General features: G+C 64.1%; 18 protein-coding genes. 8 read left to right on the top strand and 10 right to left on the bottom strand.

What is annotated here, in order from left to right; genetic code table 11:
• Positions 1–203: 203 nt before the first annotated feature.
• From EJB06_RS24795 to EJB06_RS24755, 9 genes are all read right to left on the bottom strand, one after another.
• Complete coding sequence (locus EJB06_RS24795; RefSeq protein ID WP_126076702.1) at positions 204–1,175, bottom strand: NPP1 family protein; 972 nt, start codon at positions 1,173–1,175, stop codon at positions 204–206.
• A 226-nt stretch (positions 1,176–1,401) separates the two neighbouring features.
• Complete coding sequence (locus tag EJB06_RS24790) at positions 1,402–2,559, bottom strand: ATP-grasp domain-containing protein (RefSeq protein WP_126076701.1); 1,158 nt, start codon at positions 2,557–2,559, stop codon at positions 1,402–1,404.
• Positions 2,552–3,895, bottom strand: a complete 1,344-nt coding sequence (locus EJB06_RS24785) for a F390 synthetase-related protein (protein WP_126076700.1) — start codon at positions 3,893–3,895, stop codon at positions 2,552–2,554. The genes EJB06_RS24790 and EJB06_RS24785 overlap by 8 nt, the downstream gene beginning before the upstream one ends.
• On the bottom strand, positions 3,892–4,725 hold the full coding sequence (locus tag EJB06_RS24780) for an MBL fold metallo-hydrolase (protein WP_126076699.1): 834 nt from the start codon (positions 4,723–4,725) through the stop codon (positions 3,892–3,894). The genes EJB06_RS24785 and EJB06_RS24780 overlap by 4 nt, the downstream gene beginning before the upstream one ends.
• The gene (locus tag EJB06_RS24775; protein WP_126076698.1) at positions 4,722–5,738 is read right to left on the bottom strand and encodes an NAD-dependent epimerase/dehydratase family protein; all 1,017 of its coding nucleotides are present in this window, start codon (positions 5,736–5,738) and stop codon (positions 4,722–4,724) included. The genes EJB06_RS24780 and EJB06_RS24775 overlap by 4 nt, the downstream gene beginning before the upstream one ends.
• On the bottom strand, positions 5,735–6,544 hold the full coding sequence (locus EJB06_RS24770) for a 3-oxoacyl-[acyl-carrier-protein] synthase III C-terminal domain-containing protein (RefSeq protein ID WP_229427272.1): 810 nt from the start codon (positions 6,542–6,544) through the stop codon (positions 5,735–5,737). Before EJB06_RS24770 ends, EJB06_RS24775 begins: the two co-directional genes overlap by 4 nt.
• Positions 6,545–6,876: 332 nt before the next feature.
• Positions 6,877–7,926, bottom strand: a complete 1,050-nt coding sequence (locus EJB06_RS24765; protein WP_126076697.1) for an aldose epimerase family protein — start codon at positions 7,924–7,926, stop codon at positions 6,877–6,879.
• Positions 7,926–9,149 carry a XylR family transcriptional regulator gene (locus EJB06_RS24760; RefSeq protein ID WP_126076696.1) on the bottom strand — a complete coding sequence of 408 codons (1,224 nt, stop codon included), beginning with the start codon at positions 9,147–9,149 and terminating at the stop codon, positions 7,926–7,928. Before EJB06_RS24760 ends, EJB06_RS24765 begins: the two co-directional genes overlap by 1 nt.
• A 194-nt stretch (positions 9,150–9,343) precedes the next feature.
• Positions 9,344–10,249 carry a LysR family transcriptional regulator gene (locus EJB06_RS24755; RefSeq protein ID WP_307720474.1) on the bottom strand — a complete coding sequence of 302 codons (906 nt, stop codon included), beginning with the start codon at positions 10,247–10,249 and terminating at the stop codon, positions 9,344–9,346.
• 144 nt (positions 10,250–10,393) lie between these two features.
• On the opposite strand from EJB06_RS24755, the gene EJB06_RS24750 reads away from it, so the two are divergent.
• Entirely contained in the window at positions 10,394–11,608 is a 1,215-nt protein-coding gene (locus tag EJB06_RS24750) for an MFS transporter (RefSeq protein WP_229427271.1), read from the top strand.
• Between the two features lie 182 nt (positions 11,609–11,790).
• Here EJB06_RS24750 and EJB06_RS24745 read toward each other — a convergent pair whose 3' ends face one another.
• A complete protein-coding gene (locus EJB06_RS24745) occupies positions 11,791–12,780 on the bottom strand; it encodes an MBL fold metallo-hydrolase (RefSeq protein ID WP_126076694.1) in 990 nt (329 codons plus the stop codon).
• 103 nt (positions 12,781–12,883) lie between these two features.
• Here EJB06_RS24745 and EJB06_RS24740 point away from each other — a divergent pair, with 103 nt between their 5' ends.
• The 7 genes from EJB06_RS24740 (at position 12,884) to EJB06_RS24710 (ending at position 19,517) form a co-directional block, all read left to right on the top strand.
• Entirely contained in the window at positions 12,884–13,777 is an 894-nt protein-coding gene (locus EJB06_RS24740; RefSeq protein WP_126076693.1) for a LysR family transcriptional regulator, read from the top strand.
• A gap of 254 nt (positions 13,778–14,031) precedes the next feature.
• Complete coding sequence (locus tag EJB06_RS24735) at positions 14,032–14,361, top strand: hypothetical protein (protein ID WP_126076692.1); 330 nt, start codon at positions 14,032–14,034, stop codon at positions 14,359–14,361.
• A gap of 54 nt (positions 14,362–14,415) precedes the next feature.
• On the top strand, positions 14,416–15,354 hold the full coding sequence (locus tag EJB06_RS24730; RefSeq protein ID WP_126076691.1) for an HNH endonuclease: 939 nt from the start codon (positions 14,416–14,418) through the stop codon (positions 15,352–15,354).
• A gap of 75 nt (positions 15,355–15,429) precedes the next feature.
• Positions 15,430–15,732, top strand: a complete 303-nt coding sequence (locus tag EJB06_RS24725) for a hypothetical protein (RefSeq protein ID WP_126076690.1) — start codon at positions 15,430–15,432, stop codon at positions 15,730–15,732.
• A gap of 210 nt (positions 15,733–15,942) precedes the next feature.
• Entirely contained in the window at positions 15,943–16,956 is a 1,014-nt protein-coding gene (locus tag EJB06_RS24720; RefSeq protein ID WP_229427270.1) for a PDDEXK nuclease domain-containing protein, read from the top strand.
• A 225-nt stretch (positions 16,957–17,181) separates the two neighbouring features.
• Positions 17,182–19,125 (top strand): WG repeat-containing protein, encoded by a 1,944-nt coding sequence (locus EJB06_RS24715; RefSeq protein ID WP_126076688.1) that lies wholly within the window; start codon positions 17,182–17,184, stop codon positions 19,123–19,125.
• Positions 19,098–19,517 (top strand): hypothetical protein, encoded by a 420-nt coding sequence (locus EJB06_RS24710; RefSeq protein ID WP_126076687.1) that lies wholly within the window; start codon positions 19,098–19,100, stop codon positions 19,515–19,517. The genes EJB06_RS24715 and EJB06_RS24710 overlap by 28 nt, the downstream gene beginning before the upstream one ends.
• The last annotated feature ends 102 nt before the right edge of the window (positions 19,518–19,619 follow it).

Here is a 19,619-nt window from a genome sequence, read left to right as displayed (position 1 = left end):
CGATGCCTGAGACAGATACCTCGCGTACCTGTCGCCATTGCGAGGACGGCGGGGAGCCGGGGTCGCGCAGGTCGGGATCGGTGCCGGCGGCCCCTGGAGGGGCGTCACGGCACCGACGAACTCATACTTCGCTGGATGGGATGATTAAACAATCGGCAAGTTGCGCGCTGTGGTATTCGCCTTGCGAGGCGGCGCCCCGCCGTCTATTCCCGGATTTGCAGGTAAGTCTGCGGATAGTTCGCCTTCAATTCGCTCGCCCTGGTGCTCCAGACATCGTCCAGCGAAAACGCGGTGTTCTGCCAGAAGGCGTCGCTGCGCGGCACGGTATTGTTGGCGACGTTGGCGATCTCATTGTCGTTGCGCGTCTTGAAGGTGGCGCTGCCGAAATTGGACGCTTCCAGCGCCAGCCGGTACTGGCGGTTGGCCTGGTAGCGGACGGTTTCGTCGCTGTTCCAGTCCGCTACCGCGCTGTAATGGCTGATGATATCGGGCGCATAGAACTCGCCCCAGTTGCCGAGAAACTCGACACGGCTTTTGTCTTCGGCATTGGCGAAGCGGAAGGCGTGGGTACCGGCGCCGTCCTTGTGGTACACCACCAGCGGGTGCCCCTTGTGCGTCTGCAACTGGCCGAACGGGCGGGTGGTGTATTTGCCGTGCGCGCTGGTGGACACGTGCGAGATGAAATCGGGCTGGTCGTTCACCTTGCCGGTCCAGACGATCACCGTTTCGGCATCGTGCTTGTGGCCGCCGAGGAAGGTCAGGCCGATGGCCTGGTCCTTTTCGAAATACAGCTCGTAGAAATGGGCGCAGCGCAGGATGCTGTCGGCGCCTTCCACGCTGGCCTTGCAGATCTGCCGGTGCACGGTGTTGGCGTAGACGGTCCAGTCGGCGTCGCGGCACGCGCCGGACACGCTGCCGGTGGCGTTCTTGCCCGGATTCTGGCGCAGGTTCTCGCTACGGTGAAACGGCGTGGCCGGATAGCAGCCATCCGAATCGAAGTCGAAGGTCGGATGAAAATTCCTCACCTGGGCTTCATTGTATTTGGTGATGGCCGCATTCCATTTCGGGAAGTCGTCGGCATGCGCCGCCACGGCGGTCGATGCGATGCAGGACGCCAGCACGGCTTTCAGCAAAGCCGGGGTGGTCGATTTGACGGAGTGTGATTCTCTTTTCATTCGATACGCCTTTCAGGGATGGCCGGTGTCGCGGGAAGCTCGGACATAGCGTAATGCCTGCCGGTACTGGCGCGCGCCATATCGATTCGACTAGCTTGCGCTGCCGGCGCGGACGTGCTACGCAGTTTGCCCGGCTGATTCAGGCTGAATCAGCCGGGCACCGGCAAACGATACAGTCCAATTGTGACTGCTTGTTGACGTGCGAGCGCTGCCCCTGGCCGGCCGTTCAGGGCTGCGCCAGCGCCTCGCCATCCCACTCGATATCGCGGGTGGCCACTTCGCGCAGCGTGCAACGCTGGCGCAGCGAGAGCGCCAGGTAGGAGCCCATGTCGGCCACGGCGCCGGCGATGGGAAGGCGGTCGCCGCCAACGCCAAGCACATCGTCCGCAGCAAGGAAATCGCGGCGCCAGGCGCCGACGCGGCGATTCGCCAGCGCCTGGGCCAGGCCGGCGCTCGCCATGACGGGGGCGATCATCCGCGCGCGGCGCGTCGATGGCGTCACCAGCCCGGACGCGGTGCCGTCCAGGGCGGCCGGCAGCACATCGCCGCGGCCGAACAGATGGACGCCGCTGATGGCCCTCGGATTACATTCGATCACCGCCGGGCTGTCGTTGCCGGCATCGATCCAGTCGAACGATATCTGCCCCGTGAAATGCTGGCGCGCGACGAAGCGCGCCGCGAACGCCGCGATGCGCTCGGACGCATGGTGCGCGAAGTAATAGCTCGAACTGCGCTTCAGGCGATACTTCGGCAGGTACACGGCATGGGCCAGCAGGCGCCCCTGTTCGGCCACGCTGTACGAGCACAGTTCCTGTCCGGGGCGGTAGTGCTGCACGACCCAGCGCCCCATGTCCGCCAATGCCGGGGCATCGGCCGCAATCCCCTCCGGATAGATGCGTACGTGAACGCCGAAGCGCGAAAACTCCGGCTTGAGCACCGCCGGCGCGCCGGCCGCCCAGTCGATCGCTTCACCGATGCTGTGCACCAGGGCGCTCGCCGGCGGTTTGCCGCCGCAGGCGTCGGCCAGTTGCAGGAAATCCCATTTGCTGTGCAGGGAGCGCAGCTTGTCGAAATCGTCCGCGAGGATGCGGCATGACGACGGCAGTGCATGCCGGTAGCGCGAGAGGTAAAACACTTCCTCGCAGGTGGGGACGACGAGGTCGATCGCATGCTCGGCGATGGCACGCGACAGGCCCGCGATAAACCCCGCCGGGTCGAAGCGCGGCGACGCCAGCGCAATCGTGGAGCGGACCGCATGCGACCATCCCGAGCTGCGGCAGGGGATGCTGTCGCCGATATGGACCGTCCAGCCCTGGCCGGCAAAGCGGCGGGCATGGTCGGCGGCGACAGGTGCGCGGCCTCCGAGTATCAGTACCTTAGGCATGGTTTTCCTGGCTGGTCGCGGGGCGCTGGACACAGCGGATGCGCCGGCGCTTGACATGGGCGTCGCTATCGACGAAGGGCATGCGCTGGAACGCCGGCGGCCTCAGTTCGTGGCGTGCGATCAGGCGCTGCAGCGCCGCCGCCAAGGCGGCATGGGACGCCTGCGCCCCGTCGGCGACGGCGATGCGCCATGCCATCCCGTGCTGCTCGATGCGGTAGTCCGGCAGCGCTGCGGGCGCCGACGTTACCGCCTGGCGCAGCATGTCCGGGTAAAGTGCGCTCAAGCCGGCCTGGCGCGCGCCCGGCAGCCAGAGCACATCGTCGCACCGTCCTTCGACCGCCTCGATGGCACGGCCTGGGGCGCCGCAGGTGCACGGCGCCGACCGCACGCGCAGCACGTCGCCGAGCCGGTAGCGCACGATCAGCTGCGTGGTGCGCGAAAAGTCGGTGACGATGGGGACGAAGCGCGTCTTCTCCCGGTCCAGCCATTCCGGCTCGATGTGCACGTACTCCTCGTTCAGGTGCAGCACGCCCTCCTCGCAGGTATAGCCGAGAAAGCCTTCCGTGCATTGGTACAGCTGGTGCACGTCCAGGCCGAAGGCCTGCCCGATGCGCACCCTGTCGTCGGCTTCCAGCACTTCGGCCACCGAGATGACGCGCTGCGGCCGTATGGGCAGCACCCCGTTGGCCGCGTGTTGCGCAAGCCGGGCCAGGATACTGGCGGGAGCGACCAGCAGGTCGGGCTGCTGTTCGATCAGCGCGGGCAGATGGGAATCGACGCCCTGCACCAGATCGTGGAAGCGAAAATCCACGCGGCGGCTTTTCAGGGTGGAGTAAAGATTGCTGTTCGCACGCAGGAAAAACGCCACCTTTACGGGCCGCCGCCCGATCAGCAAGCGGCGCATCAGTGCTGCCGGCAAGGTGCGCGCCATCATGATGCCGGCCCAGCGCGCCCGCTCCTCGGGCGCCACCAGGAATACGCCGCGCGGTCCCTGGGTGCCGCTCGACAGGCCGACCGTCATGCCGCGCAACTCGGGCGCGAAATCGCGCGTCATCTCGGCGTCCAGGGCGGCGCGGGTGGCGTCGTCCAGGCCGATGCCGGCGGTGTTCATGCCGTCGAAGTGCGCCAGCATGGCCTGCTTGTCGATGACGGGCAGCGCCGACAGCGGCTGGCCCGCATACTGCCGGTAGTACGGACTGCGCGGCAGGTGCGTGTCGAGGAAGCGCCGCACCTGGCGCTGCTGCCAGCGCTCGAACGCGGCGCGCCCGCGAAAGCGCAGCAGCCAGCGCGTGCGCGCCAGATAGGCGCCGAGGCGCAAGGTATCGGCCAGTTTCATTGCCAGTCCTCCCAGGTCTGTTCGCAGTGCGAGGGGACGATGGCGACTTCGGTTGTGCCTGCGGCGAGCTGGCGCAGCCGGCTGAAGGTCGTGGCGTAATCGCGCTGGCTGTCGAACAGGCGGCTGGCGATCCAGGTGGGAAGCCGGTGCTGGTCGAGCGCCTCGCGGGTCCAGCACGCGTCCGCCACCAGGAACACGTGGCGGCCGTCGGCGCGGCAAAAGGCCAGTCCCATCTGGCCGTCCGAGTGGCCGGGCAAGGGGACGCCGGCCACGCTGGCGTCGCCGAGCAGGTCGAAGCCGCTGTCGAAGGGATGGAATTCGCGCGGCAGCGCCATGCGTTTCGCCTGGTCGGCAAAGTCCAGGCGCGTCATGAAATCGGCCGGCAGCAGCGCCGGCAGGCAGCCATGAAACAGGTTGCCCAGGCGCGTGCGCCGGCGCAGGGCATCGAAATCGGCCCGGGTCGACCAGAAGCGCGCCGCCGGAAAATCCTTCAGGCCCGCGACATGGTCGCCGTGGTAGTGCGAAATGATGACATGCCGGACCGCGTCGGCCGCAATGCCCCTACGCGCCAGCTGCGCCACCAGCGACTCCCCGGGCGCGAGCGTGGGGGGCGTGACCCAGCGGTAGGCACGTTCGGGAAACGGCTGCGTCGCATCGAAGAAATGCGAACTGTAGCCGGTGTCGAACAGGATCACGCCGCGTTGCGGATGCTCGATGACGCCGCACAGCGCCGGAAAGCGCAGGCTGGCCCAGCGCCCGCCACGCATGGCGACGCATTCCGGATGCGCGCAGTGTCCGGCTTTCAGCAGATGGAATTTGATCGGTTTCATGTCGGATGCTGTCCCATCGACGCACGCCACCACGCGCTGGTCTTGCGCATGCCTTCGTCGATACCGACGCGCGGCCGGTAGCCGAGCAGCGCGGCGGCGCGCGACAGGTCGAGGGTTTGCGAAAAGGCGATGGTCGCGAGCGAATAACGGGTGAAGGGCGGCTCCCAGCCGGGCGCCAGGCGGGCGCCGGCTTCCAGCACGCGCGCAGCCAGGTCGGCAAGCACATACGGCCGCGGCGCCGCTTCCAGCGGCAGGCCGAACGAGGTGGCGATGCGGGCGAACAGCTCCCCGATCTCGACCGGCTCGCCGTTCGAGATATTGAAGACCGGCGCCACGCCGGCCGGATTGACCGACAGCGCGAGCGAGGCTTCGACCGCGTCCACCACATTGTCGACATAGGTCAGGTCGATCAGCGCCCGGCCGCCGCGCAGCAGCGGCACGCGCCCCAGGCGGATCAGCCGGAGCAGGCGCGGCAACAAGGCATTGTCCCAGGGACCGAAGATGGCGCGCGGGCGCAGGATGAGCGCATGCGGCAGTCGCGCCGCAAGGATCCGTTCTTCCGCAGCGCGCTTGGTACGGGCATACTCGTTCACCGGCTGCGGCAAGGGGCTGTCTTCGCGCACCTGCAAGCGGTCGGTGTAGTCGAAGTAGATGCTGGGGCTGGAGATGTGAACCAGCCTGGCGACGCCGCGTTCGCGGCAGGCGGCGAGCAGCTCGTCGACCGCAGTGAGGTTGCTGCGCTCGAACGCCTGCCTGCTGCCCCATGGCGCCGACAGCGCCGCGCAATGCACGACGGCGTCCGCCTCCCGGCAGCAGTCCGACAGCATGGCGCGCGCCGCGCCCGCGCCATGGTCGACCTGGACGAAATCGACCCCGGCGCCGGCCAGCGCCGTGACCGTCGCCGCTTCGCCGGCATTGCGGCCCGTGAAGACGACCGTGTGGCCGCGCGCGGCAAGGCGCCACACCACATGCCTGCCGAGGAATCCGGTCCCGCCCGTGACCACGACCTTCATACGGTCAGCACCATCCCGCCCATGGTCAGGCCGGCCCCGGTACCGAGCAGCATGATCGTGCTGCCGCGCCGAAAGCGCCCGTTCGCCAGGCCGATGTGCAGGGCGGTGGGAAGCGAGGCCGCGACCTGGTTGCCGTAGTCGGCGAAGATGTCGACCAGCTGTTCGGACGCAATGTCCAGGCGACGCGACAGATGCGTCAGCGCGAGCTGGCTGGCCTGGTGCGGAACCACGGCCGCCAGGTCCTTCATGCGGACGCCGGCGTCCGCCAGCAGCCTTGCCGTAAAATCCGGCAGCGCTTCGCTGGCCAGCTTGAACACGGCCTTGCCCTCCATGTGGAACACGGTCAGCGGATCGAAGGGCACGTCCAGCACGCGGCGCGGGTGGTAGCGCGAACCGCCGGCCGGAATGCGGCAATGGTGGACGCCGGCGGACAGGGTGTCGACTTTGGACGACAGGATGGCCGATGTCCCGGCGGGGCCGGTGCGGCGGATCACCGCCGCCGCCGCGCCATCGCCGAAGATGCCGCCCTCGCGCAGATCGTTCCAGTTGATGCCGAAGGTGGCGATGTCGCACGACACCAGCAGGATATTCCGGTAGCGGCCGGCCTGGACCAGGTAGCTCATGGTGTCCAGCGCCACCAGAAAGGACAGGCAGCTGGCGTTGATGTCGAAGGTGGTGGTGCGCTGTTTCGACAGGCCGAGTTCGGCATGCACCAGGGCCGCGTTGTAGGGCAGCGCCTGATCCATTGTGGCCGAAGCGGCGACGATGCAATCGATGTCGCCCCAGTCCATTCCGGCGTTCGCCATTGCCTCGCGGCAAGCCTGTGCTGCGAGCTGGGCTGCCGTTTCTGTTGTTGAAAGGAAGCGGCGGCGTACGCCCGTCTGCTTCCAGCTCGTCCCCGGCGCCAGGCCCAGGCGAGTGTCGAGTTGCTCGCTGCTCGTCGACTGCGCCGGCAGCGCCATTCCTGTGCCGGCAATCTGAATCCGTCGTATTTCAAGCACCTTGATTGTTCCTGTCCTGTTTCGCTATTGCTTACTGGAACGCATTTTAAGGCAGCGGGCTTGAATCGATAGTTTCCTATGGTAAGTTGTTACAAATCAATACACAAAGTAGCGTTTTCTGATACCCACACACGGCGTCACGACTGCAGGGACAACCTGTACACCGTGGTCTGCCGGTACACCTGCCCCGGCCTCAAGATCACCGCCGACGCGCACTGCCCGTTCAGCTGGTCCGGATACGCGTGCGCCTCCAGGCAAAAGCCGTCGTGCCTGGCGTACGGCCGCCCCGCCCTGCCCTGCACGCCGGCGAGCGAATTGCCGCTGTAGAACTGCAAGCCCGGTTCGGTGGTCGACACCTGCAAGCGCCGCCCCGATCCCGGGTCGTACACCCGCGCCACCTCGCGCAGCGGCCCGGTGCGGCCCATCGCATGCGGCTTGACGCAGTAACAGTGATCGAAGCCGCCCGCGAGGCGAATCTGCGCATCGGGCCAGCCCAGGCGCGGGCCGATCGCGGCCGGCTGGCGGAAGTCGAACGGCGTGCCGCCCACCGCCGCCACCCCCACCGGAATCCCGCCCGGATCGGTCTCCAGGTAAAAATCGGCATCGATCTGCAGCATGTGGTCGCCCACGTCGGCGCTGCCGCCGTTCAGGTTGAAGTAGGGATGGGCGGTCAGGTTGACCGGCGTCGGCGCGTCGGCCACGGCTTCGAAGTCGATGGTCAGGCGCCCTTCGTCGTCCAGGCGGTAGTGCACCTGCACGTCGAGCTTGCCGGGAAAGCCGCCGTCGCCGTCGGGCGACACCAGCCGCAGCGAGACCCCGGCATCGGACGCGCTCAGTGTCCAGCGCGCCTTGTGAAAGCCGGCGTCGCCGCCGTGCAGGTGATTGCCGCGGTCGTTGACGGCGGCCTGCACCTGCGCACCGTCGAGCATGAAGCGGCCCTGCGCGATGCGGTTGGCCCAGCGCCCGATGATGGCGCCGAAGTAGGCGCTGTTGTCGGCATAGCCGTCCGCGTCGCGATAGCCGAGCAGCACGTCGGCCACCTTGCCATAGCGGTCAGGCGCCCACCACGACACCAGCGCCGCCCCGCGCTCGCTGATCGTCAGGCGCATGTCGTTGGCGTTGCGCAAGGTGAACAGCTGGTCGGCGGCGCGCGGCACAGCCAGGGCAATCGGTTGCTTGGTCGTCATTAAGAATCTGCATGTTGAAATTGAGGAGCCGCCGCCGGCTCGGCCTGCCCTTGCAGGGCCTGGTCCTGGTAGGCGCGCGGGGTGCAGCCGAGCTCGCGCTTGAAGACCGAATGCATGTACTGGCTCGACGTGAAGCCGCAGCTGAGCGCCACATTGGCCAGGTTGCAGTCGCCGCGCCCGAGGATGGCGATGGCGGCGTCGAGCCGGAAGCGCAGGATCTCGTCGTGCACGCTGCAGCCGAGCTCCTGGCGGAAATACGATTCCAGCGAGGAGCGCGAAATGCCGACGTAATCGGCCACCTGCCCGGTCTTGATGCCCTGGCAGGCGTACTGGCGGATGAAGTGGCGCGCGCGCATCACGTGCGGGTGCTTGGCCGGTTCGTGCTTGCTCGACGCCAGCACGTTGATCCCGGCCGGCGGCACCAGGATGCGCGTGTCGGCCAGGCGCGCCCCGTGCAGCATGCGGTCGAGCAGGTGGGCGGCGGCGCGGCCCATTTCCTGCGCGCCCTGGATCACCGAGCTGAGCGGAATGCGGGTGAGCATGCGCGCCAGCGGGTCGTTGTCGATCCCGATCAGGGCCACCTGTTCCGGCACTTCGATGCCGGCGATCATGCAGGCCTGCATCAGCTGGCGCGCGCGGGCGTCGGTGACGGCGATGATGCCGCAGGGCTTGGGCAAGCCGTGCAGCCAGTTGATCTGCTGTTGCACGGCCTCGTCCCACGAGGGCGCGCTGGTGCCCTGGCCACGGAAGACTTCGGCTTCCATGCGGTCGCGCCGCATCAGACTGCGGAAGGCGTTTTCGCGTTCCTGGGCCCAGCGGTTTTCCTGCGCTTCGGGCAGGCTGAACAAAGCGAAGTGGCGCAGGCCGGCTTCGATCAGGTGTTCGTAAGCCAGTTTGATGAGCTTGAAATTGTCGGTGGCCACGTAGGGCACGCCGGCCGGGTAGGCGTCGACGTTTTCGTAGGAGCCGCCCACCGCGACCACGGGGATGCGGCTGCGCGCGAGGGCGGCGGCCACGGCCGGGTCGTCGAAATCGGCGATCACGCCGTCGCCCTGCCAGTCTTCGATACCGGGCAGGCGCAGGCGGAAGTCTTCTTCGAGGAACAGGTCCCACGAACTGCGCGTGCTCGCCAGATAGGCGGCGATACCTTCGATCACTTCACGGTCGAAAATCTTGTTGGCATTGAACAGCAGCGCGATTCGATGCGATTTTGGCATCAACATGGTCGATTGTCTCCTTTAGCCTCGCTGGCGCCCCTCATTTTTGGGAGCGCTTCATTTGTCGATTGTACAACTAAAGCGCATTGCTTCAGTATCAATGGACGAGTGCGCGGCTGCGGCTTATTCTGCAAGCAAGGCAGTTGAAGTTCAATTATGAAAATCACCAAGAGGCGTAGCGATTCTCGCCGAGCCGCGCCTCAAGCGCGGGGGGCCAGCGCCAGGTCCGGGTCGGCGTCGAACAGCCCCGCCAGCCAGCCGGCAAAGGCGGCCAGCTTGGGCGCCGCCATCCGCCCCTGCGGATACAGCAGCGACACCGGCATCGGCGTGGGCGGCGTGCCGGCCAGGACCTGCACCAGCGTGCCGTCGGCCAGATGGGTGCGCACCTGATAGGTGGCGGCCTGCGTCAGTCCCAGCCCCTGCAGCGCGCAACTGAGGTTGGCGTCGGCATCGTTGACCGCGATCGGCCCGCTGATGGCCACCTTGACGACCGCGTCGCCCACCAGGAAATCCCAGTCGAACGGACGCCCGGTGCGCGCGGAAAAGTGCACCACGCTGCGATGCCCATGCAAGTCGTCGATGCCCTGCGGCACGCCGTAACGCGCCAGGTAGGACGGCGCGGCGCAGGTGACAAAGCGCATCTCGCCGATCTGGCGCCCGATCATCAACGAATCCTGCAACTGTCCCACCCGCACCGCGCAATCGATGCCGTCCTGGATCAGGTCGACCAGGCGGTCGGTGATGCTGATGCTCAGTTCGACCTCGGGACAGGCATCATGAAAGGCGGCGATGTGCGGCAGGATCAGGTGGCGCGCCACCGCCGACGGCAGGTCGATGCGCAGCTTGCCGCGGGGCCGGGCCGAGTCCGCGCCGAAGAACGGTTGCTCCGCTTCGTCGATCGCGGCCAGGATGGCGATGCAGTGGGCGTAGTACTGCGCGCCGTCGGGCGTGAGCGAGAGCTTGCGCGTGGTGCGCTGGAGCAGTTGCCGGCCTAAAAATGCTTCCAGGTTCTTCATGGTCGCCGTCAGCGAGGCGCGCGGCAGGTGCAGGCTGTCGGCCGCGCGCGAAAAGCTGTTGGCCTCGACGATCCGCACGAATGTCTGCATTGCCTTGACCTTGTCCATGCGCGTTTCCCATCGATTATTCATGTATTGTGAAAAGTGTAGGTGCATTATGAGCATATAATCACCTTACCGCTTTTGTCTACAATGTCCTCAGTTCAACGCGAGTTGATTTTTTGAGGATGCAAGATGAAACCGACTACCGAACACACAGGCGATATCTCGTCCGGCATGGTGCTGCTGCTGGCCGTGGCCGCCGGCCTGATCGTGGCCAATCTGTACTACGCGCAAACGCTGGTGGGGCCGATCAGCCGCGCCACCGGGCTGTCGGCCGGGGCCGCCGGCCTGATCGTCACCCTGACCCAGGTCGGCTACACCATCGGCCTGCTGTTCATCGTGCCGCTCGGCGATGTGCTGGAAAACCGGCGCCTGGTGCTCGGCGCCCTGCTGCTGACCGCCATCGCGCTGCTGACCGCCGCCTTCAGCACCAGCGGCTGGGTATTCCTGCTTGCCGCGCTGGCCATCGGCCTCGGTTCGGTGGCGGCGCAGATCCTGGTGCCGATTGCCGCCCACCTGTCGCGCGAAGCCACGCGCGGCAAGGTGGTCGGCAATGTGGTCAGCGGCCTGCTGATGGGCATCATGCTGGCGCGTCCGGTCGCCAGCCTGGTGGCCGATGCCAGCAACTGGCACGTGGTCTTCGGCGGCGCGGCCGTGCTGATCCTGATACTGGGCGCCGTGCTGCGCCTCAAGCTGCCGCAGCGCATGCCGACCGCGTCGATTCCGTATGCCAGCCTGATCGGCTCGATGTGGACCTTGTTCAAGACCACGCCCGTGCTGCGCCGCCGCGCGGCGTATCAGGCCGGCCTGTTCGGCGCGTTCAGCCTGTTCTGGACCGTCACGCCGATGATGTTGTCCGGGCCGCAGTTTCAGCTGTCGCAGACGGGCATCGCCATCTTTGCGCTGGTCGGCATGGCCGGGGCGATTGCCTCGCCGATTGCCGGGCGCCTGGCCGATGCCGGCAAGACCTTGCCGGCCACCGGCGTGGCGCTGGCGCTGGGCCTGGTCGCCTTTGCGCTGCCGCTGCTCATTCCGGGTTCGCGCGAGCTGGCGCTGGGCGTGCTGGTGGTAGCGTCGATCATCCTCGACATGGGCGTGGCCGCCAGCCTGGTGCTGGGCCAGCGCGCCATTTTCGGCATGGCGCCCGACGTGCGCAGCCGCCTGAACTCGGTGTACATCGCGCTGTTCTTCGCCGGCGGCGCGCTCGGATCGGCGCTCGGCGGCTGGGTGTTCGCCGCGTTGGGCTGGCATGCGGTGCTGCTGGCAGGAATGGCGTTTCCCGCGCTGGGCATGGCGCTGTGGCTGTCGGAACCACGGCCGGTCGCGGCCATCGAAGCGGGCAAATAGGCGGCGGCAAGAAGCGGCGCGATTTGTCTACCACAAGCCGCGTGCGCACGCGAGATGGCGCGATAGACGCAGATCGTGTTGCGTTCATATGAGGCGCTTAGGCTGTGGGGGTACGCCGCCTCTGTTTTATGCGGCGACAGGCTGGTCCGGTGGCCTCGACACCGGACACCAGTTTCCCTGCTCTATCGAACAGCGTGCACGATGTGATCGTTAATGTACGGCATCGGCACCCAGCGGTAGCCCTCCCCGTCGGCGCGCAGACGGCCTACGCCCGGGAAGGCGACATGGTCGCCCGCCACCCAGTACTTCTCCTTCGCGGCCTCGGCAAAGGCGCGCTTGCGCTGGGCCGCCGCCGCCTTGGCGTCGACATCGAACACGATCGTCACCGCCGGGTCCGGCATCTGCACTTCCGCCACATGCAGCAGGTCGCCCCAGAACAGCAGTGTTTCGCCGCCGCTGTCGAGCGCATAGAAACTGTGGCCCGGCGTGTGGCCGTAGCTGGGGATCGAACGGATGCCCGGGAATAACTCGGTGGCGCCGTCGAAGGTCTTGACCTTGCCGGCGTCGACGTACGGTTTCACCTTCGCCAGCGCCTGGTCGAACAGGGCGCGCCTGGCCTCCGGTGCCTTGCTGCGGTTGGCGGCGCTCATCCAGTAGTCGAGCTCGCGCTTGTCGAGGTGCACCGTGGCGTTGGGGAAAACCATGCGCTTGCCATCCATCAGCCCGCCCGTATGGTCGGTATGGATGTGGGTGACCAGCACATCGGTGATCTGCCCCGGCTGGTAGCCGGCCGCTTGCAGGGTGGCGACCAGCTTGTTCAGGGTCGGGCCGTACAGTTCGCCGCTACCGGTATCGACCAGCAACAGGCGCTCGCCGCTGTCGATCAGGTAGGCGTTCACGGAAGCGTCGACATGGCTGCCCTGGAAAGTCGCTGCCAGGCGCGCGGCGACTTGCCCCGGGGCCACATTCGTCAGGAGATCGCCGGGCGGAATCGCCAGGGTGCCGTCGGACAAGGCGGTCACGTTCACATTGCCCACCTTGAAATGATGATAGCCGGGCTGGACCTTGTTGATGCGGGTGCCCGGCGCGGCCTGGGCGAAGGCCGCAGGCGCCGCCGTACCCAGGGTGAATAAGGCGGCGGCGAGGAAGCCGGTCAGGACGGTCTTTTTCATGTTACTTCCTTGAAAGTGTTAAGGCGATCGATTATATTTATTTCACTTTTATTGATACATGGGCGACAAGCACAATGACACTTTCCGCAGCGTTGATAATCCGATGATCGACAACATCCTCGACCTGAGCATTTTTGCGCGCGTGGTACAGACCGGCAGCATGACCGACGCCGCCGGCGAACTCGACCTGTCGTTGGCGGTGGTCAGCAAGCGCATGGCGGCGCTGGAAGACCGGCTCGGCGTGCGCCTGCTCAACCGCACCACGCGCAGGCAGTCGCTGACGCAGGAAGGCGCGCGCTTTCACCAGCGCTGCATCCGCATCCTGGCCGAGGTGCAGGACGCGGAGGCCGACATGACCGACAGCCGCACCAGCATCGCCGGCCTGCTGCGGGTGGCGGCACCGCGCGGTTTCGGGCGGCGCTACCTGAGCGGCATCGTGGCCGCCTTCCAGCGCCAGCACCCGGCCCTGTGTATCGAACTGAGCCTGGACGATGCCTTCGTCGACCTGGTCGAGTCGTCCATCGACGTGGCCCTGCGCTTCGGCAACCTGAACGATTCGAGCATGATCGCGCGCCACGTCGCGACCGGCTACCGCATCATGTGCGCCTCGCCCGGCTACATCGAGCGGCACGGGGCCCCGCTCACGCCCGAGGACCTGGTCGGACACGCCTGCATCGTGTACCGGGCCGACTCGACCCGGCACTGGGTGTTCGAGCGCGAGGGCAAAGCGGTGACGGCCGCCATCACGCCGACCTTTTTCTGCAACGACGGCGATGCGGCGCAAGGGATTGCGCGCGAGGGGGGCGGGATTTTTTACAAGGCGCTGTGGGATGTCAGCGAGGATCTCGATCACGGCACGCTGGTGCGCGTGCTGCCCGAGTACAGTGCGCCGGGCGAGCCGTTGCAGGTGGTGTATCCGCACGCGCTGCATCTGTCGCCGCGGGTGCGCCAGTTCGCCGAGTTCGCTATCGAACGGCTGCGCGCGCAATTGCCGTAGGCCGGATATTGTATGAGTAGATGCCGGCGGTTGCGCGCTGAGCCCGGCCGCCTCGTTAAGGTGACGATCAGCTTCATGCCCCTCAAGATCGACGTCTCCAGGCAAAAAACAGACATCTGTGACGTTGATGATCGCCTCAACAAACGCTGATGAGGGAACTATTCACGCATTCACCGCATTTTTCCGCAAAGTTCGATCCACACGAGAAAAACCTATAAACTGGACGGCACAATTCACCGATCCGCACCTCGACCATGGAAACAGGTTCAACGCGTGCTGCAGCGCTCGCCTTAGCTCTGCTACTCCCACTTTCCAGCCAAGCCTCAAAAATCTCCGATGCTCGGCTACAGCTAGTCGGCGGCTTCGCTATTTTTGAGCTGTACGACGATCCGGAAAAACTGGCTGCCTGCAATGGCGGTAATGCGTTGGCGGCGCGTGCGCGCGTGGAAAAAGAAGGGCATACATATCACGACGGCACCGGCTGGGGGAGCGCTGATCCAGGATCGATTGAACTCTCTTTGCAGAACGAAAATTGGCGTGGTGCCCTGTCTATGTCTCGTATATTGCCAGATATTTTTTCTTAGCAGAAGCACCTAGGTATCGCAGCAAATAGCGTTGCCGGTTTTAACAATATTTTCTTGAGCGAGGGACATAAATTGCTGGAAATTTTTGTTGGGATAGTTTTTGCGTTAATCACCTATCAGATATACCTACACCAGTATTTTAAAGGAACTAAGTTTATTCTCGTGAGAAGTAGCATTGCCCGACATACGGCTGATTGCAACGATCTGAACCAACATATTGAAGAGCTTAAGTCCACCTACCTCCATGTGAAGTCTACCGATTACGGGCACAGCGACCTTTCTGATACGAGTCACTACAATATGAGGCGTCGGACATGGCAGGAGCTGGGGAAAAGCAATCGCATCCATAATTGCTCTGCCTCTGTATTAAAGAATGCGAACAGTCAGCCCTTCAAGTACCTATGCAAGTACTTCGACATTAGAGTAGACGAGGAAACATTATCCAGGTTTGAACATGTGCTCAACAATTTCGCGGCAGCCGAGCAAGGAAAATACTTGCTGGAGAACGAGCGCAATCATATTATTTCGATGGTCGATGACAACATTCCCAGAATCATTTCAACCCTTAGCAAAAAACGGCTGACTCGAGAGCTCGGGTTTCAGCCGATCGATCTCAGCAATTTGTACTTCCCCGTTTTTACGTTCCACTACATATCTGCAGGCGGCAATAGTTCTGCCAAGTGTGATATTAAATTGGATATCGAGAATCTAGATAAGTTTATTGCTTACTTGAGCGACCTAGTCAAGTTCAGGAACAGCATCGAAGGACAGCGTTCTTTGATGACCTCCAGCCTACGGGAAAAAATAAAACGGCGAGACAACTACACTTGTCAAGGCTGCTGGTTATCAGCTCACCAAGTGACGAATCTGCTGCTCGAAATTGATCACATCATGCCTCTGGCCCGGGGCGGCCTGACCTGCGAATCAAATTTGCAGACCTTGTGCTGGAAGTGTAATCGAACCAAGGGCGCGAAAGTCTTGCAGGCTCAGTAAAAAGTGCATGATCTCCATGTAATAATTGCTGGTTCGACCTTCAAGCCGTTGCCGCTAACTGTCTCTCAGGAAAAAATGCTCGAAATCTCTATTTTTAAGGCTGTCACGCTCGCTGTTGCGTTTTTGGGAGCCGTACTAGGTATCATCAATACTTGGTCAGGTCTTGACAAAGCACGCGTCAAATTACGTGTAGCACCCGCACATGTTATACCACTCGGCAATGCCGATCCACGATTGACATTTCGCCTGACGATAACGAATCCAAGTGCTTTTGCAGTGACTGTTGTCGAAGCGGGCGTGTTTTATCATGGCTCATCGGAGCGAGGTAGCTTCATCCAACCGATTTTTGCCGATGGTGGCGTCTGGCCCGGCGGTTAGAACCCCGCTCCGCGTTGACACTCTACGCCGAGCGTCCCGAACCGAACGATAATAGCCGGGTTAAGTGCGCCAATGCGCACACGGCATGCGGCATGAAGAGAACCGGCAATAGTCGCGCTCATAAACAAATCTCCGCAGGCGAAGCCAACTTTTAAACGGAAAATCACGCAAATGACTGAATCGAATCTAATTTCTGGTTCGGAACCAGGTATGCAGGCTCTGCTGGCCGAACTCGGGGAGCTGATCCGCCAGGCACGCCAGCGCGCGCTACGCGCTGTCGATGTCATCCAGGTGCAAACTTGTTGGGAGCTGGGCCGACATATCGTTGAGTTCGAACAGGGCGGCGCTGCGCGCGCATCATATGGCAAACGCCTGTTGTCTGAACTGGCCACGGCATTGACTGCCGAATTCGGTAAGGGTTTTGATGCGTCCAACCTTCGCTACATGCGCCTGTTCTATCAGGCATTCCCAATTCGTGACGCACTGCGTCACGAATTGAGCTGGACTCACTATCGGACGCTATTGCGGGTGGACAGTGACACGGCCCGGCAGTGGTACATGAACGAAGCGGCAACGCAGAACTGGAGTTCGCGCGCCTTGGAGCGTCAAATTGGAACCCTGTATTACGAACGGCTACTGGCCAGCCAGGACCGCGCCGCTGTCGAAAGAGAAGCCGAAGCCCAACTAGCGGCGCCGAGCGCGGGTCCACGCGAATTTGTACGCGATCCGGTTCTGCTGGAATTCCTCGGTGTGCCGGGTGCAGGGGCGCTTTTGGAGAGCGAACTAGAACAGGCATTAATGGGACAGCTACAGGCCTTTCTACTCGAACTGGGCAAGGGCTTCGCATTTGTCGCCCGCCAACAGCGTATCAGCACCGAAAGCCGCGACTTCTATATCGACTTGGTGTTTTATAACTACATACTCAAGTGCTTCGTCATTTTCGATCTCAAGCGGGGCGAGCTGACCCATCAGGACATCGGGCAAATGGATATGTACGTACGCATGTACGACGAACTCAAGCGTGGGCCGGACGACAACCCTACCGTCGGCATTATCCTGTGCACGCACAAGGATGCCTCGGTGGTGCGCTATTCAGTCTTGCACGACAATGAGCAGCTATTTGCCAGCAAATACAAACTAGTTCTGCCTAGCGAAGACGAGTTGCGGGCCGAGCTCGACCGCGAGCGGGCCCAGCTGCAAGCACAACAAGCCCGCAAAGAATAAGAGAGAAAATCACTTAAGTACTACGGCTGCAGGTGGCTCAATCATTGACTACGCATTCGGGCTGACGTTCCTTCGTCCATCGCTCACAAATGGACAAAGTCCAACTTAGACACTGGCACTCAAGGTACCGGAATCCGAATCGTGATTAACGATCAAGCCCAGCGGTTAAAATGTCGGGTTGACAAGCTATCAAACACCCCTATTCCGACCCGACAAGCAGCCATCATGCCGACCCATCCGATCCTGATCCGCAATCACCTGCAAGCCGGCGCCGGCCCGCGCGAAGTCCTGCTGATTCACGCAGGCCGGGTCGTACCGACCTCGCCCGCGCTGCGCTACGTCGGCCATTTCCGTGACGATGACAAGGGCGGCCTGATCGCTCCCGCCTGGACCATCGGCGGCGGCTGCGGCTACATCGACGCATCCGGGCGCTGGGTGGTCGCGCCCGAACTCGACGACACGCGCGTGTTCAACGAGGGCCTGGCGCGCTACTGCAAGGACGGCCTGTGGGGCTTCATGCGCCTGGACGGCACGCCTGCCATCAGGCCGCGCTGGAGCAATGTGCAGCCGTTCCACAATGGCCTGGCCGCCGTGCTGGTGGCGCCGGACACATGGCGCTACATCGACCAGAGTGGCGCCTATGCCTTCAATGGCGAATTTACCCTGGCCACGCCATTCGGCGCGAACGGCCTGGCGGCGGCCCGCATTGGCGCGCGCGACAAGACCGGCTATCTGAACCGCAGCGGCGACTGGGCGATTGCCCCGCGCTTCGACAACGCGCTGCGGTTTTTCGCCGATCGCGCGGCGCCGGCATCGGTCGCGGCGCACCAGTACGGCCTGATCGACGCCAGCGGCGAATGGATCGTGCAGCCGGACTACCGGTACATCGACGAATTCAATGCCGACGGCCTTGCGTTCTTCGGGCGCGGCAAGGAAAGCTGGTCCTGCGACACCGGCTTCATGGACACCAGCGGCCAGACCTGCTTCCACGGCGCCTGGTCCGGGCGCGACAACATGGTCGACGGCATGTTGCGCGACAGCGAGTCGACCTGGCTCACCCGCCATGGCAAGGTGTACTTCGACGGCATGGACTGGGGCGGCGAATTCAACGCGCACGGCTTCGCCATCGGGCGCAATTCGCATTACGGCGAGCGGGTCGAAGGCCAGCCCAACCCGCCGGCCACCTGGGGCATCCTGCGCACCGACGGCGAATGCTTCGCTGCGCCCGGCAACGCGCTCGAACCGCTCACCGACGGCGACGGCATGTTCGATCAGGCGGAGACGAACACGCCGCTGGCCGTCTTCATCGGCAACGACGACGACCTGCTGATGCTGGACCGCGATGCCCGCATCGCCTTTCGCCTGCGCCGCGAATCGTGCGCCGACGGCCAGTACGCGGCGCTGTACGACGACAAGGCGCGCCTGCTCTGGACCAGCGCCGTGGGCGGGCCGATCGACCTGCCGGCGCCCTTCTTCGTGGCACCGCCGCACACGCTGATGGACAAGCTGCCCTCGCTCGACGGCTTGATCGACTTCGCAAAGACCATGCTGGCCGACACCGAACGCAAACTGCATCGGTTCGCGCGCGAAGGGGAAATCGAGGACGACGGCGACAACAGCGAAGTCGACGATGCCGATGACGATGACGACGAATACGATGACGATGAGGACGCCGCGCTTGGCAGGCGGCTGTCCGCGCGCAGCCGCATCGTCCGCTTCTACGTCAACGAAGAGCTGGTCGGCTATTACTCCTTCCTCGCGGAGGAACGCAGCAACGTCCTGTTCCGCATCAAGCAGGACTGCGTGGAGCGTCTGAGCGCGCACTTCGGCGCGCAAGACAACGAGCCCGACTTCGCCGGCCGCCCGGACCAGACCTGGTTCCACGCCTGGCCCGTCAGCCTGGAAACGCCCCTGCCCGGCGCCGCCGACACCTCCGAAGCGAACCGCCTGTGGCTGGCCCTGAACTGGAGCGGCGACACCGGCGACGGCGACGAATGGGGCGACCTGTGGCTGACCTGCGCACCGAGCCTGGGAACGCTGGAACGGGCGCTGCAAGCCTTCGACAGCCTGTGCGGCGACGGCGACGGCGAAGACCAGGTCGCCGCGAGCGCCATCCCATTGACCCTACAAGAAAGAATTCCATGCGCACGCATATCGTCACTCCCCTGATCCTCGCGGCGGCCCTGGCGTCCGGCGCCCGAGCGCAGGCGGCGGCGCCGGTGCCCGCCGCCAACGTCGACAAGGCGCAACTCGCGCCCGATGCGCAAGGCCTGGTCGCCACCGACGCCGCCTTCGCCTACGTGCGCGGGCGCAGCGCCGAAAAAGGCCAGACCATGAGTGAAAAGAAACTGGCTTGCTACGGCGTCTCGCGCGCGCGCTTCATCGCCACGCTCGACGAATCGATGGTGGCCTGCTACCCGCAGATCGCACCCCAACACAAGCAGCGCATGTCGGTGAACGATGCCATCCCCGTGTTCGCCATGTGCGCGCGCAAGGCGATGCTGCAAACGCTCAAGGTGGACCCGGATACCGTCAACGCCTGCATCGCCGCAGCGGATTAAAGCGGCGATCCACCCAAAAAAAGCGCAACCGAAAACGATATCACGCCATTCGCCCCTGCGAGCGCATGTTGCAAATTTGGCCTCACCATCAACATTTGTCAC

This window comes from Massilia atriviolacea, from assembly GCF_003953935.1.
GTDB classification, from domain to species: domain Bacteria; phylum Pseudomonadota; class Gammaproteobacteria; order Burkholderiales; family Burkholderiaceae_D; genus Telluria_A; species Telluria_A atriviolacea.
Note: the sequence above shows the minus strand (reverse complement) of the source record. Positions and strands in the feature narration are given on the sequence as shown.